The sequence below is a fragment of the Rhizobium leguminosarum genome, from assembly GCF_004123835.1.
In the GTDB taxonomy this organism is placed as follows: domain Bacteria; phylum Pseudomonadota; class Alphaproteobacteria; order Rhizobiales; family Rhizobiaceae; genus Rhizobium; species Rhizobium leguminosarum_M.
In genome coordinates this window covers 217,746-231,928 of the sequence record NZ_MZMU01000002.1, presented here as the reverse complement: position 1 = coordinate 231,928, position 14,183 = coordinate 217,746, and the positions used below count along the sequence as shown (strand labels likewise).

The 14,183-nt window shown below is 61.7% G+C and carries 11 protein-coding genes; 1 reads left to right on the top strand and 10 read right to left on the bottom strand.

Annotated elements, in window-relative coordinates; all coding sequences use genetic code 11:
- Position 1 precedes the first annotated feature (1 nt).
- Positions 2–1,081 carry a YihY/virulence factor BrkB family protein gene (locus B5P46_RS02525; protein WP_129417316.1) on the bottom strand — a complete coding sequence of 360 codons (1,080 nt, stop codon included), beginning with the start codon at positions 1,079–1,081 and terminating at the stop codon, positions 2–4.
- Between the two features lie 1,014 nt (positions 1,082–2,095).
- On the opposite strand from B5P46_RS02525, the gene B5P46_RS34250 reads away from it, so the two are divergent.
- Entirely contained in the window at positions 2,096–2,257 is a 162-nt protein-coding gene (locus tag B5P46_RS34250) for a hypothetical protein (protein ID WP_164986437.1), read from the top strand.
- Between the two features lie 2,037 nt (positions 2,258–4,294).
- On the opposite strand, the gene B5P46_RS02520 is transcribed toward B5P46_RS34250, so the two are convergent.
- The 9 genes from B5P46_RS02520 to B5P46_RS02480 all read right to left on the bottom strand — a co-directional run bounded on the left by B5P46_RS02520 (position 4,295) and on the right by B5P46_RS02480 (position 14,149).
- Positions 4,295–5,206 carry a protein-L-isoaspartate O-methyltransferase family protein gene (locus B5P46_RS02520; RefSeq protein WP_129417315.1) on the bottom strand — a complete coding sequence of 304 codons (912 nt, stop codon included), beginning with the start codon at positions 5,204–5,206 and terminating at the stop codon, positions 4,295–4,297.
- Between the two features lie 333 nt (positions 5,207–5,539).
- Positions 5,540–6,049, bottom strand: coding sequence for a GNAT family N-acetyltransferase (locus B5P46_RS02515; protein ID WP_129417314.1), 510 nt, complete (start codon positions 6,047–6,049; stop codon positions 5,540–5,542).
- 247 nt (positions 6,050–6,296) lie between these two features.
- Complete coding sequence (gene dhaL, locus B5P46_RS02510) at positions 6,297–6,941, bottom strand: dihydroxyacetone kinase subunit DhaL (RefSeq protein WP_129417313.1); 645 nt, start codon at positions 6,939–6,941, stop codon at positions 6,297–6,299.
- Positions 6,942–6,944: 3 nt separating this feature from the next.
- Positions 6,945–7,949: a dihydroxyacetone kinase subunit DhaK gene (locus B5P46_RS02505; RefSeq protein ID WP_129417312.1), complete on the bottom strand. Its 1,005-nt coding sequence runs from the start codon at positions 7,947–7,949 to the stop codon at positions 6,945–6,947.
- A 55-nt stretch (positions 7,950–8,004) separates the two neighbouring features.
- On the bottom strand, positions 8,005–9,864 hold the full coding sequence (gene apnL, locus B5P46_RS02500; protein WP_129417311.1) for a D-apionate lactonase: 1,860 nt from the start codon (positions 9,862–9,864) through the stop codon (positions 8,005–8,007).
- On the bottom strand, positions 9,861–10,895 hold the full coding sequence (locus B5P46_RS02495) for a Gfo/Idh/MocA family protein (protein ID WP_129417310.1): 1,035 nt from the start codon (positions 10,893–10,895) through the stop codon (positions 9,861–9,863). Before B5P46_RS02495 ends, apnL begins: the two co-directional genes overlap by 4 nt.
- 1 nt (position 10,896) lies before the next feature.
- Positions 10,897–11,961, bottom strand: a complete 1,065-nt coding sequence (locus B5P46_RS02490; protein WP_129417309.1) for an ABC transporter permease — start codon at positions 11,959–11,961, stop codon at positions 10,897–10,899.
- Positions 11,958–13,508, bottom strand: coding sequence for a sugar ABC transporter ATP-binding protein (locus tag B5P46_RS02485; RefSeq protein ID WP_129417308.1), 1,551 nt, complete (start codon positions 13,506–13,508; stop codon positions 11,958–11,960). Before B5P46_RS02485 ends, B5P46_RS02490 begins: the two co-directional genes overlap by 4 nt.
- Positions 13,505–14,149 (bottom strand): DUF2291 family protein, encoded by a 645-nt coding sequence (locus tag B5P46_RS02480; protein ID WP_129417307.1) that lies wholly within the window; start codon positions 14,147–14,149, stop codon positions 13,505–13,507. The genes B5P46_RS02485 and B5P46_RS02480 overlap by 4 nt, the downstream gene beginning before the upstream one ends.
- Positions 14,150–14,183: the final 34 nt, after the last annotated feature.

Genomic DNA, 14,183 nt, shown 5'->3' with positions numbered 1-14,183 from the left:
GTCAGCTCATGGTCTTGCCCAGAGTGTCGGCGACATGGGCCCCGCGTGATCCCATCGGCAGCGGCGTTCCCGTCGTCGTGTCCTTCGCTGTCTGATGCTCCAGTTCGGCGTTGAGTTCTCCTCCGACGATGAGAATGACGACGGAAAGCCAGATCCAGATGAGAAAGCCGATCAGCGCGCCGAGCGTGCCGTATGTCGCGTTGTAATTGGCGAAATGATCCAGATAGAAGGAGAAGCCGAGGGACATGGCGGCCCAGGCGATCGTGGTCAGAACCGCGCCCCATGTCATCCACCGGAGCTTGGCAGGCTCGCGGCTGGGGCCGAAGCGGTAGACCGATGTAACGGCGACCGCGACGACCAGCAGAAGCACCGGCCATCGCATGAGAAGGGCCATGTGCTCCTTGAACTGATCGAGCCAGAGATAGGAGAGAACAACCGGCATGACCCCGACGAGTGCCACCATGACAACCGTCAAAAGCATCGCGCACAACGTAAAGCAGAGGCCGATCAGGTTCAACCGGACAAGCCCCCGCTTCTCCTCCTCCTCATAGGCGACGTTCATCGCGTCGAAGATCGCCAGCGTGCCGTTATGCGTGCTCCAGAGGGCGATGCCGAGGCCGACGAAGAAGGTAATGCCGAGCGTCGCGTCGCGCCGATCGACGAGCTCCTTGATCTGATTGGCAAGAAGATCGAACGCTCCTGATGGCATGAGGCCAGCCAATTCGCGAAGATGGTCGGATATGGTGGTCGGATCTGCAACCAGCCCGTAGAGTGACACCAAAGCCGCCATGGCTGGAAACAGCGCCAGCAGCAGATAAAAGGTCACACCCGCGGCAATCAGTGTGACCCGGTCGGCGAGGACCTCGTGGAAGACGCGCCAGAACACGTCGCGAAGGCCGCTGAAAGGGATAGCCTCGGGCGTGCTGGCGCTGCGGCCATGATCGTCAGGTGCGCGGCCGGTATCCGCAGACGGGGCGACCGACCTGCGCTCAGCTGCCTGCATCAAGACAAATGCGCCAATCGCTGCGGCCACCATTGTCGCCGCAATGGGGAATTTCTTGAGGTGAAGTACATCTGGCATGAGGATGTTCTCCGGCATGGTGCGGAGATAACGCAGGGTGCCGCTAAAGGATGCAACCCGTTGCTTTCCTGCGGACATTTGATGCAAGGCCTGATCGTTCGTTGCTCCAATCGGGTCAGGAAGCAGGGATTGGAGCGATTGGGCCGCGTCGCCACTGCGCTCATAAGTTATTGATATCGCTGCAGTGGCGTGCCGCTACGGAAGCAAATCCGGACTTTAGTTTCGTTACTGCAGTGCTGGGGGTCTTTTCAACAAATCTACCGATGGGGTGGCTTGGCAGCCGCGCGAAGCGTAGATCGGTGCGCAGCCCGAATTGGAGGAGCCGCTTGGATCTGAATTCCACCTGTTGCCATCCGAAGCAGGCGCCTATCGGCGACCGGCGCCTCAGGCGATGTGCTGTACAGCAAAGCCCAGCAAAACAATAGCGCCGGTGACAATGGCCTGCAATAGCCGTTTGCGTTATCAACGGGCAAATACCGGGTCCGCCCCTGCGAGCCGATTGCTTTCGTTCGGTGTACGTCGTGACCAAGCGTCGGCGAGGCCGAGACGCCGCCTGCCTGCGGACGCGATCTCGATGGCTTCGGTGGTTGCTGGATAGCGTCTCGGCAATCGGCACAACGCGCCGCGATCGATCCAGTGGCCACGCGTGGGCAGATCTGCGCGGCGAGGAGGCGGATATACGATACGCGCCGCTGCGGACGTCGGCCTGTTCGTAGCCCGGCGTTATTTTGCCGTAGGCAGCCCTCCCCGGCCGTCACTGCAAGCGCTGCTCCGGCATCCCGTTCATAAGGCGCAGGAAGATCTTTCGGCATATCGGCCGGGATGAACGCTGGTCTTCTACACTGGCTGGCAGCGAGGGGCTGCATGTCATCAAATAACGTGCATCGATGACGGGCGCGGCCCATCTGACATGAAGGCGCAGTCTTGGTGCTGCGGTCGGCTATCTCAGGACAAGGCGGACCCGACGCTGCCGTTCCCACATATGCACGGCTCGCTGGTGCAAGCAGATCGGCGGTGGTCGCGGCTACGTCAGGTGGGCTGACGGCCGGCCGGTCGATATCAGAGGCCACCCGTTCGCAATGGGCCGATGCGCCAGAAGAATTCGGCCGTGAACTGCCGATCTCCAAGAAGGACGGCCCCTCCCCTTCCGCGAGATCCTTCCGCTCGGTCGTATGAAGAGCCGGATAGCAGCGAGGCAGCCGTACTGTCGGCCGACCACCACACAGAAGCCGGGCTTCATGGCGGATGGGCAACCGACCCTGCGACCTTTCCGAGGCGGATCCGTAAACCCTAGCTGCAAGGCCGAACGTTGTCTGATCATCCGTTGTCCGCGGACAACGGATGATCAACGTGGTAGCCGCCAGGTCGTTTGCGCATGACCGATCTCCGCAGCATTGGTTCGCGCCGGGAGAATATCCCTGATATCGCCGTGCTGATTTGCGGCATTGATGCCGCCTCGATGGCTCTGCCTAGTATCGTAGAGGCGCGCTTTCATGCGTCTTGCCGAACAGGCGCGGCGTATTTGGCTCCAAGAGTTCCGCCCGGTCTGCCGGCAGTTCCGCTATGCCGAGAGACTGCTCCCGTCTAAAGAGGAGCAGAGCGCCGCCGATTCGAAGAGGCTGCGGGGCTGCCAACGCTGCGGCTTCGCTCACCGAAAGGGATCCGCGGCAAGGGCGGTGGCGCGCCGCGGCGGCGTCATCCTCGCCGGTCTTGCGCCTCCTTGATGAGGCGGCAATCGAGGCCGCCCGTCGCTCGGCGTTAGGTTGTCGGCCAACGGCAATGCTTCGGTCCGGCCAGATCGGTAGACGGGCGGCTCGGTGCTTCGAGGCTCCTGCGGCGCGTCTCATCCTCCTTCTTGAGGTTTGTAGGCCAGAGGCCGAAGCCTCGAATGATGCAGCGGATGGCTGAAAGCCGACGGCAGCGTCCGCATGTGCGGCGGATGGTTGGGAGTTGGCGCCGTCGTTGGTCATCGGCGCCAGATCGATCGCCTTGTTCGATATCTCGGCTAACTCGGCCCCGGTCAGGTGGAGACAAGGGGGCACGCCCTTGGTCGGGATAGGGGTAGGCAAGCGGCAATCTCCATTCGCGTGTCCGGCTCTTGGCGCAGCAGCAGCGCGATCCCCTATGCCCTCATCAATCATTTCGTGGTGGGCAGGTCGGCCCGCTGAAGGTCCGGAGCTCCCTCGCCGGGATCGCTGCTCGGCAAGTTGTCCGCGGACAACCCCTCGCCTAGCCCTAATCGCGTGCGAGTGAAGGCTGCAATTGTCTGGCACTTCGTCTGCGACATCCGCGCAACCGCCAGGCTTGAATTTACCGCCTTGCGACATTACCTCGTGATGGACCGAAGCGCTTTCCCCTCCTAGCCGCTTCGGTCCGACGGACAGCACTTCTCCTCCCAGGCTGTCGGTCCCTATCGAAGCCCGGCGCATCTCTCCCGCGCCGGGCTTTTGTCATTCTGGCAACCCGCGTCGAACAGGCAACGCATCCTCACCTTCCATTCGTGTCGATCCGACCTCGCGAGATGTATGAGAATCTGTGTTGGTTGTCTGCGCCGCCGATTTGCGCCGCGACCGTCGCATCGCCTCCAGCAGGAGAGCCGCGCTCGGTTGTCTCGTGAGATCGCTGGCGAGCAAGTCACGCGCCAAGAACGCCACCGACCGACGATGGCGCGGTGGCCGTCGCTTGCTGATCCTCAGCTGTCGGTCTGTGCGGCGCCTTCCAGGAGGAGGAGCCGAATGCCTTAGTCATGTCGCGCCAACGTATTAGAACCAAGCAACTGGTTAGTTGTCGCCGCACAATATCCCGTGCATGCGGGCCGTTGATTTTGATAGGCCGGCGGCGCCCAGTCCCGTCTCGACCAAGGCCGGTATGGCCGTTGCTCGGATCCTTGGCGCGCTTGGTCCGATCATCAAAGATGATGGGCAGTAAATTTCAACGGCAGGCTTTCCGGTGTCGGATAGGGCAGGGGCACCGGTGCGAGCCTGCGCTAAGCTTCGAGATAGCCCAGGTCCGCGGCCTTTGAGCGTGTTGTCGCCCATGCTTCCTGCACAAATGTTTGAGCGTGGGGACGTGTCGTCGGTCAGATGTGCGTCAGCTGATCGCGCCGGTCAAAAGGCAGTATGGCGTCGAGAGCGTCGTGCTCCCTGCCGAGCTGCGCTACAGCGCTCTCGTTTCTCGCTGAGATAGGCAGTCGACTTTCCCTGCGCGGATGGCTCAGACGTCGTCGTAGCAAAGCGCCCATTGGTCGCCGATATACCAGCAGCGCCCTATCCGCGGCTCCGTCTTCCAGAGTAGGCTTTTGACGAACTCGATGCCGCCGCGCCTGAAGGCGGCGGTCAGCGCCTCGAGCTCGTTCTCGTCGATTGTCAATCCACCGTTGGCGCAAACGAAATAAGCTGTGCCGATCCAACGCGCCGCAAATCCATCCTCGCCGCGCTCGATACGAAGTGCAGCACCATGGGATGCATGACGGCCGCCTTTCGGTGGTCGGTCCTGGCGCGGTACGCCGAGTGGCAGCACGAGGCGCCCTCCAGGCCGAAGCCTTTCGATCCAGGGTTCCGCGGGCCGCGCGACGGCGAAATTCACATAGATCGCATCCGCCTCTTGCTGCGGCCATTGGCTGCCGTCGGCGTTAATGACGCTGACATTGGCCCGATCGGCAAGCGCTGTTTGAGCGTGGGCAGCCAGATCGGGATCCATCTCGACGGCATAGACATGACCGGAAGGGCCGACAAGCTCCGAAAGAATGGCGCTGTAATAGCCGGTGCCGGCACCGATATGGGCGATGCGATCGCCGATTTGTATGTCCAACTCTGCCAGGAGACGGGCATGCAGCGAGGGACTACCATTGTTGACACCCTTTTCGAACTGCAGGACGAACAGCACGTCCTGATAGGCCAGAACCAAGTCGGAGGAGGGGAGGGGGCGATATCCGCCGCCCAGATTGGCGATCTGCCATGGCGGCGCACCGAGGAATTTTTCGCGCGGGACGGTGGCAAAGGCAGCTTCGATCCGCGGGTTCGTCGTTGCGGCTGTTGCCACCACCTGATGGGCGTAAGCGCGGCGGATCACCGCCAGTTCGTCGGCCGTGAACATGGCAGTCGGCATGGGCAAATCTCCGGGCATGGCTTCGATCTGTTCCTTTTTACGTCGTTGCGGCTCCAAATCCATCTCTATCCCGATGCTTGATCCCTTTGGATAGTGGATAGTCTTTCTTGAGGAGGGAAGCTCCTGACGGAAGGTAAACGCTAGTTTGCTTCCCTTACGGAAAAGTATATTGTAACTTCATGGGGTTAATATTCCGCAGGCTGCAAAATTTGACTCGTCGCCGCGCATCAAAGTGTGGCCTGCAAAGAGGCAGCATCGGCCTGTCGTCCCCGAACGGCGGGCGACGCCGGGCAAGGCTGAACCGGTCCGGCCCTTGGATGCCAAGCATTCCCACAGCGTCATTGACACGTTTCAGGCGTTGGTTATTGGGCGGTGCCTGGCGTCCACTCTGAAACGCTTCTTGATCCTGTCGACGGGTGTTCCGTCCTGAAGCGGAACCTGGACCAGCCGATCATAGGTCTCGAATCCCATCTTCGCATAGTAGCCGAGACCGCTGACGTTGTCGGCGCGAATGGTGGCGTTGATGAATTCCAGCCCGAGCTCTTCCGCTGCCGCTCGGGTTGCGGGGAAAAGAGCGCTGCCGACGCCTAGGGTTCTAGGGTTCATGCGAGCAAAGGTCGCGATGTCGGCGAAGCCTTTCGGCGGATCGCCGTATAAGCTCAGGGACTGAAAACCGACGAGCGACTGATCGCGCTCTGCAACATGGCAGGTAAGAGAAAACTCGCCATCGATGAACCAGTCCGCGAACTCGGCAGCCGAAAGCGGCGTCTCGAGTGCGGTCGTTCCACCAGCAAGGATGATCTCGTTCAGGAGACCGCTCAGCTCCGCCGCGTCGGCGGAGACGGCCTTTCGAATATGCATGTCTTGGCTACCTCGTCTTCGACCAACAGCCTATTGGCCAGATTAGAGAGTACAAGTCACTATTTCGTCTGCAAGGGCAAATTCCGGTTCCGTGTTCGACGGACCTGCTGACGCATCTTATTCAGGCGCTCAAACGCTGTTCCGCCTCTCGGTCGAAGAAGTGAACCTTGACCGTTTCGAAAGAAAGTTTCACCCGCCGTTCTGGTGTCAAGCCAGGCCCATTGCAGATAGGAACTGACACGACGAGCTAACCATCGTGATGCTGGGCAAATTTGGCCATCGCGGCGATGATGATGACGGCCGAGGCGGCGCCGGGATCGATGTGCCCGATCACGCGGTCCCCCAATCGCGAAGCCCGTCCCTTTGCGGCCGTCATGTGGCTGGTCGCTTCACAGCCTGCCCGCGCTGCCCGTTCGGCCGCCTCGAAGCATTGGGGGAGGGGCTTTCCCGACTGCCGGGCATCGAGAGCGGCGTCAGCCGCGGGTTTCCAGGCGTCAACCATCGTCTTTTCACCGGGTTCGGCCTTTCCGCGTTCCTGGATTCCCTGTGCCATTGCCGCAAAGACGCGCAGGAAGTCGTCATCGCTCAATGTCTGCTTGTCTTTGGCGGCCGCTCCGGCGCGCATGAAGGCCGTGGCATATAGCGGGCCGGACGAAGCGCCGACCGCATTTAGGAATGCCTTTGCCGCGACATTGAATGCGGTTGTCGGGGCAATCCCGGCGTCAAGCTCGCCGACCGCTTTCGCCGCGGCCTGGCAGCCCGCATCCATGGCAAGGCCGTGATCTCCATCGCCGATGGCACCGTCCAGGTCGCAAAGATGATCTCGTTGCGCCGCGATATCCTCGGCAATCCCGGCAAACAAACGCTGCAGGTCTTCGGTCGTAAAGGTCATCGATTACCTCGCAAACATCGCGCAATCACAGGGGTAGTCAATCAATTGCTGAAGCTCGTCGTCGAGATGCATGAGCGTGATCGACGCGCCGGCCATTTCGAGCGAGGTGCAGTAATTCCCGACGAGCGACGTATGGAGGACGAGCCCGGCATCGTCGAGCCGGGACTTTACGCGCCGCATCATGATGTAGAGCTCCATCATCGGGGTCGAACCCAGCGAATTGACCAGTACCGCGACACGATCGCCCCGGTCTGCTTTCATTTCGCCAAGAATGCTGTCCATGAGTTCGTCGGTCACCGCGTCGGCCGGCCTCAGCGGCTCGCGCGCCACGCCAGGCTCCCCATGGATGCCCATTCCGATCTCCATCTCCCCTTCGCCGATCAGGAAGTTCGGCCGGAGGGTCTGGGGCAGCGAACAGGGCGAGAGCGCGACACCCATCGTATAGGTTCGCGCATTGGCATGGCGGGCGGCACGCTCAACATCCTCAAACGAGTAGAGAAGATCGCATGCCGCACCGGCAGCCTTGAAGATGAAGACGTTGCCCGCCACGCCTCGCCGCTTGTCCCGCTGATCGGCAGGGGCGGATGCCACGTCATCCGTGGTGAGGACGGTGCGCACTTCGATCTCGTCAAGCGCAAGCATCTCGGCGGCCATGTCGAAGTTCATCACGTCGCCGGCATAATTGCCATACATGAACAGCACGCCGGCGCCGCCGTCGACCGCCATGGCGCAGGCGATGATCGGATCGGGCGGCGGCGAGGCGAAGACGTTGCCGATTGCGGCCGCGTCCGCCAGCCCCTTGCCGACAAACCCCAGAAATGTCGGTTCGTGCCCCGATCCGCCGCCGATGACCAAGCCGACCTTGCCCTTGCGGGGGCCGTTTCTGGCAATGATCGCGCGGGGCATGTTCTCCACGGCGTACAGGTGGCGCGGATGCGCCGCCAGAACGCCTTGCAGCATCTCATCGACGGCATCTGCGCCGGCATTGATAAGCTTCTTCGTCTTCATGCTGATCCTCCCAGTGCGAGCTCCACCTGCATAAATGCGGTTGCACCGCCGAAGGTCAATCCGCTAGCGGGAGGGCTGCGGTCGCAAACGGCGCGAGCAGCAACTCTTTGCCCGCATCTGCCGGCCGGCATGCGCCGCAATCGACCTTTCGTTCTTCGCCCGTCAGATTGACGACGTGAAGTCTGGCGCCTCCGGCATCCCGTGCAACGAAAGACAGGACCTCGGAGGGTGAGGAGAAGACGCATTCCTGCCAGGATGCGCCAGCCAATCGAGACAATGTCCGCACGGTGTTGAACAGCGGGCGCCGCCCGCCTTGCTCGGTGGGTTCAGCCGGACCGGCGATCAAACCGAATGGCCCTGACAAGGCCGAGAGCGTCAGGCATTCCAGATCAGCATCCAGCACCCGTATCGCGTAACCGAGCGCGAAGGCCTCCGCGAAGCGTCCATTGTGGCGTGGGTCGCGGTTGGCCATCGGGATGCGCGCGCCCACCGGATTGTCCATCGTGCGGCTGCCATAGGGGTTCTGCCGCATCGGGATCGTTGATGGACCTATCCGGTAGGGCTTGTCGCCATAGATCGCACGCACCGACCGCGTGATGAAGGGCAGCGCCTCCAATGTCTGCATGACGCTGAGATCGTCGGCGGCGTGGACGATCGGATTGGTGCAGTGGCTGACGAAGTCGAGCTGTCCATCCGGGACGCGCTTTCGGTTGAGCTCGGTGAAATAACTCAGCATACCGCCGCCAATGCGAATGCCGGGAAAAGCGGCGCGGACGGCGGCATAGACCTCGTCCAGAGGTGGGCAATCCGGCCATGTGCTGCCGGGCGGCGTCGACTGCCGGTCGACCAAAGGCGAGATCATGATCGCATCGGGCTTGAATTCCGCCAGCTGCATCTGGCGGGCAATCTCGGAGGTCTCGCTCGCCGGCGACGATTTGCAGGGAAGGGCGATCTCCAGCGTCGAGCGGCCGCCATGGACTGTGGCGATCGCAGCAAACCGCCTGAGCGCGTCTATTCCGTGCCCGGCGCCCGGGTCGAAATGGAAGAGGAGTTCCTGGGGAGCGATCTCCGACAGGACGGACTTTGCCAACAGTGTCGCATCGGCCTCTTCGGGCGTAATGATCACGCCAATATCAGGCATGGTGCCGGTGCGCGCACCGAGTTCAAGTTTTATGGCACCGCCTGACACCCCAGGAGGATGCCGTGTCGAATCGCTGATATCCCTGATGACCAGCGACGTTTTCTGCCGAACGGGCCGATTGGCGGCAATCTCATACGGCCAGGGAAGCGCGAGCGGTCTGACATAGGTCTTATAGGATGCGTCCGACCAGTTCCTTTGATCTTCCATTTCAAAGGTGTCGCCCTCCATCCGGCATTCCGCCTGAACGTCAGGCATAACCTCGTGGGTGATGGCGCGCATGTCCTTGAACGGCTGCCAGGGCTCGATGAGATCGGGAAACCGCGTTGCCACTATCCGGCCGTCGACATGCTCGACCGTTGCCGGCGAGCCCGCCACGCCGACGATCGGATGCAGGATGCAGAAGCCGCAGCGATTGGTCTCGAAGCCGGTCTCTGTGATGGCCTCGGCCTCGAAGTCGAGCCGGTCCGCGCTTCCGGTGATGCGAACGTCAATGACAAGCCTCGTATCGTCCGGTCCCTCGCAGCGGGCCCGATAGGCGACCGCGAAACGATCGTCACTCTGCTCGATCCGGAGATCGACGATCTCAGGGCTGTAGGTTCCCCAGTCCCGGTCGCGCACGAGATAGGAGACAGCTCGCAGCAACTCGATCCCATCGTAGCGGATGGTGCGGAGGTTGCCGTTGGCGAGATCGGCGCCCAGTTTTCCGGCTCTCAGCCGAACCGGCGGCGTTTCGACGAGGCGAGTGCCGTAGAGCTGGAACGCATCGACCGTCATCGCATCATCGCTCCGACATCGATCGTCTGTCCCCTGGCCGCACTGTCATAGGCGGCCTCGACGAGCGCGAAAGTTTTCAGATTGTCGGCCCCTGACGTCGAGTGTTCCGCGCTGCGCTCCAACTGATCGACCCAATGCTGCTGTATCGCGTAGACGCTTTCCTGGATGTTGTGCCAGGGCCGCGAGGCCCATGACAACAGCTTCGGAGACACGTCCGTGGTCGTGGTGCCCTTGGCGTTGGTGACTTCGAGGCCGTAACCCCGGGTCAGGCGGATCGTGCCCTCAGAACCGTCGAGCTCGATCAGGGTCTCGGGGAACGGCTCCTTCGAGAGCCTGGTGGCGTAGCTGACGTCGACGACCGACGTGGCGCCGTTTTCATGATCGAGCAGAATGGTCGCGACATCCTCGCCCTTGATTGTGGGATTGACCCGCTTGGTGCGGGCCGTGACCGATCGAACGTCGCCAAGGATATAGCGGGCGATGTCGAGCGTATGGATGCCGAGGTCTTCGATGATGAAACGTTCGCCTTCGGCCAGATAAGGCTGGCCGGAGAAGACGTCGTAAGCCGAACGGAAAGAGAAACGACCCCAGAAAGGCGTGCCGATGGCATCCGCGTGCAGCGCCTTGCGCACTGCCTGGATCGGCGTCTGCCAGCGAAAGTTCTCGTGCACCATCAGCGATATGCCGGCATTGCGACACGCCTCGACCATCGCCTTCGCGTCCGACAAGGTCTTGGCGAACGGCTTCTGGCAGATGGCCGGCACCCTGTTACGGGCGGCCAATTCTACCAGGGCGCGGTGACTCTGCACTGTCGTGGCGATATCGACGAAATCGAAACCGCCATCGGCAAACATCGCCTCGGCATCACTGTATCGACGCTCGATGCCGAATTGGTCGCCGACGATCCTCAGCCGTTCCGGATCGCGATCGCAGATCGCAACGATGTCAGCGCCCCGAACGTCGTTCCAGGCATGCATCTGGTTGATCGCAAAGAAACCGCAGCCGATCAAAGCCCCTTTCAATTCCGTCATCTCAACCTGCCTTTGCCATCTGCATGAGGGTAACGCGTTGCTGCAGGCGGCGCTGTGCCTGGTCGACGACGACGGCAATGATGATGACGAGGCCCTTGATGACCATCTGCCAGAAGGAGGAGACGCCCATCATTACCAATCCGTCGGAGAGGATGCCGATGACGAAGGCGCCGATGATCGTGCCGCCGATCGTGCCGCGGCCGCCCGACATCGAGGTGCCGCCGAGCACCGCTGCGGCAATCGCATTGAGTTCGAAGCTTTCGCCGGTCGCCGGATGGGCTGCCATCAGTTCGGAGGAGATGACGACGCCGACAATTGCCGCGCACAGTCCGGAGAACATGTAGACAAAGATTTTCACGACATCGACCCGGATTCCGGACATGCGCGCGGCACGCTCGTTACCGCCGACAGCGAAGATGTGCCGACCGATTGGCGTCGAGCGGGCGACATAGGCCGCCAGCAGCGCCAGCACGATCAGGATCCAGATCGATACCGGCAGACCGAGAATTCGTCCCGCGCCGAAGAAATCGAAGCCGGTTGTCGCATATTCAGGCCGGCCGACCAGGTTCGGAAAGGTCTGGCCGTCCGACGACAGCAAAGCGAGACCGCGGGCGATATAGAGTGTGCCGAGTGTGGCGATGAAGGGCGCAACGTTGAGCTTGGTGATCAGCAGGCCGTTGATCAGACCGATGAGCAGGCCGATCGACAAGGTGATCAGCACGATCTCGAAGAGGTTGAAAAAGATCGTGTAGCCGATCGGCAATTCGATACCGTAAAGGATCAGCCCGCCGGCGACCATGCCGCAAAGCCCGACGATCGATCCGACCGAGAGATCGATGCCGCCGGTGATGATGACGAAGGTCATGCCCATCGCCAGGAAGGCGTTCAGCGCCACATGCTTCGACATCAGGATCATGTTCGCCGTCGAGGTGAAGTTCGGAGCGAAGATCGCGAAGAAGATGATGACCGCGAACAGCGCAATGAACGTCCTGAGCTTCATCAGCGTCAGAAGCGTCGAGCCGTTGGCGCCCTTCGGCGCGAGAGTGGTTGATGTAGCCGCCATCATGACGCGAGTTTCCCTTGATGTCCGTGTCCCTTGGCCGAAGCCGCGATAATGGCTTCTTCCGTGGCCTCGTTGCGGTCGAAGACGGCGACCAGCTGGCCGTTGCTCAAGACCGCGATGCGATCGGAAAGCGCCATGACCTCCTCGAGGTCGGAAGTCGAAAACAGTATGGCGAGCCCGTTTGCCGCCAGCCGCCGCATGGTGCGAAAGACGTCGGCCTTGGCGCCGACATCGATGCCACGGCTCGGCTCGTCCATCAGAAGCACCTTCGGATTGGTCATCAACGCCTTACCGATGACGACCTTCTGTTGATTGCCGCCCGACATCGAGGTCACCTCGAAATCCGGGTTCGGCGCCTTGATCGCGAGATCGCGGATTGCATCGCGAATGGCATTCTTTTCCGCACCCCTGTCGATATGGAAGAGCCGGGTGAAGCGGCTAAGGCTCGCCAGCGTCAGGTTGGAGGCGATGGAAAGCACCTGGACCAGACCTTCCCGCTGCCGGTCTTCCGGAATGAGCGCAAGGCCCCGGCGGATACGCCGCGTGGTGTCGCGGGCGCGAACATGCTTGCCGTCGATGAAGATCTTGCCGGTCGAGTGTGTGTGACGGCCGATCACGCATTCGAAGAATTCGCTGCGCCCAGCACCCATCAGGCCGTAGATGCCGAGGATTTCTCCCGCCTTGACCGACAGGGAGACATCGTTGACCGAAAGGCCGCCCGTCGGCCGCGGCAGGCTGATGTTTTCGGCGCGAAAGACCTCGGCTCCGACGACGTGGTCCACGGATTTTGCAAAATCCTTGGCATCCGAGCCGATCATGGAGCGCACGATCCAGCGCGTGTCGATGTCGCGGACCATCGCTTCACCGGTGACCTGACCGTCACGCAGCACCGTAATGTAGTCGCCGATCCGCATCAGCTCTTCCAGCCGGTGGGAGATATAGACGATCGCCACACCCTGGGCTTTCAGTTCCGCGATCACCTTGAACAGGATCTCGACTTCGGCCGCCGAAAGCGCCGACGTCGGCTCGTCCATGATCAGGATACGGGCATTCAACGACATCGCCTTGGCGATCTCGACGAGCTGCTGCTGGCCGATCGGCAGGTCCTCGACCATCGTATCGGCCTCGATCCCGGCATCCAGACGCTTCAGAAACGCATTGGCCTTTTGAACTTGTGCCTTGTGGTCGATGCCGAGGATGCCGCGGGTGATCTCACGCCTGGCGAAGATATTCTCGGCCACCGACATGTTGGCGAAGAGATTGAGCTCCTGGAAGATCATGCCGATGCCGTGCACCTGCGCATCGGCCGGGCTGTCGAAGGAGACGGGCTTGCCATCCAGAATGATGCGGCCGAGCGTCGGACGCTCGACGCCGGCGATGATTTTCATCAGCGTCGACTTGCCTGCACCGTTTTCGCCGACAAGGACGTTCACTGCGCCGCGGCGCAGCTCGAGATTGGCGCGCTTGACGGCGACGATGCCCGAATAGACCTTCGACACGTCGTCGAGGCGCAGGATGATGTCGTCCTTTTGTGCCTCCCCTGTGGTCATGGGCCGACCTTCAGTTCCGAAGGCGTTATCAGCGGCACCTCGCCGCTCTTCGGCAGCGGAAAGGCGCCGGTCACGGTCACCGTCTTGCCGGCGAGGCCCTCACGCGGGATGGCGGAGAGAAAGGTGGTATTGGCCTTCTCGTTGAAGGCTTTGCCGAACTGCGCCCACTCGATCTGGTTCTTGAATTCGTTGAAATTGACGAACTCCAGCGTGTCGCGCAGCGCCGTGCCGCGCAACGCCGGCCCGATCTGCACCTTGGCGTCGGCCTTGCCGTCGCCATCTGCGTCGACATCGAGCGTTGCCGCGCGCGAGGCCGTATCGGCCGCGACAACCTTGCCGGTGATCTTCACCGCATAGGTCCATGGCGAGCTGCTCTGCTTGCGGGGATTGCCGTATTTCTCGCCTGCGGCGTCGGGGCTGGAGGCCGCCAATTGCATGACGTCCTTGAGGTCGCCGGCGCGCTTCTCGAAATAGGGCACTGCCTCGGACTGCCAGATCGCCTCGACCTTTGCATTCGGGTCGAAGGCGGTCTTGGCCGCTGCCGCCGCCTTTTCCTCTGCGGTCGGCGTCTCGATGATCTTGCAACCGGGCAAGCCGGCCGCCACGACGGCAGCGAGCAGGGCGCCCTTCATTCTCAACATGCTTTAAACCTCGACGTCTTGCGAAATGCATTGC

Excerpts from the sequence above, each read along its gene's own strand:
- B5P46_RS02505 (WP_129417312.1), bottom strand. The coding sequence starts at position 7,949 with ATGAAGACGAAGAAGCTTATCAATGCCGGCGCAGATGCCGTCGATGAG.
- B5P46_RS02520 (WP_129417315.1), bottom strand. The coding sequence starts at position 5,206 with ATGCCCGGAGATTTGCCCATGCCGACTGCCATGTTCACGGCCGACGAA.
- B5P46_RS02480 (WP_129417307.1), bottom strand. The coding sequence starts at position 14,149 with ATGTTGAGAATGAAGGGCGCCCTGCTCGCTGCCGTCGTGGCGGCCGGC.
- B5P46_RS02515 (WP_129417314.1), bottom strand. The coding sequence starts at position 6,049 with ATGCATATTCGAAAGGCCGTCTCCGCCGACGCGGCGGAGCTGAGCGGT.
- dhaL (WP_129417313.1), bottom strand. The coding sequence starts at position 6,941 with ATGACCTTTACGACCGAAGACCTGCAGCGTTTGTTTGCCGGGATTGCC.
- apnL (WP_129417311.1), bottom strand. The coding sequence starts at position 9,864 with ATGACGGTCGATGCGTTCCAGCTCTACGGCACTCGCCTCGTCGAAACG.
- B5P46_RS02525 (WP_129417316.1), bottom strand. The coding sequence starts at position 1,081 with ATGCCAGATGTACTTCACCTCAAGAAATTCCCCATTGCGGCGACAATG.
- B5P46_RS02490 (WP_129417309.1), bottom strand. The coding sequence starts at position 11,961 with ATGATGGCGGCTACATCAACCACTCTCGCGCCGAAGGGCGCCAACGGC.
- B5P46_RS02485 (WP_129417308.1), bottom strand. The coding sequence starts at position 13,508 with ATGACCACAGGGGAGGCACAAAAGGACGACATCATCCTGCGCCTCGAC.
- B5P46_RS02495 (WP_129417310.1), bottom strand. The coding sequence starts at position 10,895 with ATGACGGAATTGAAAGGGGCTTTGATCGGCTGCGGTTTCTTTGCGATC.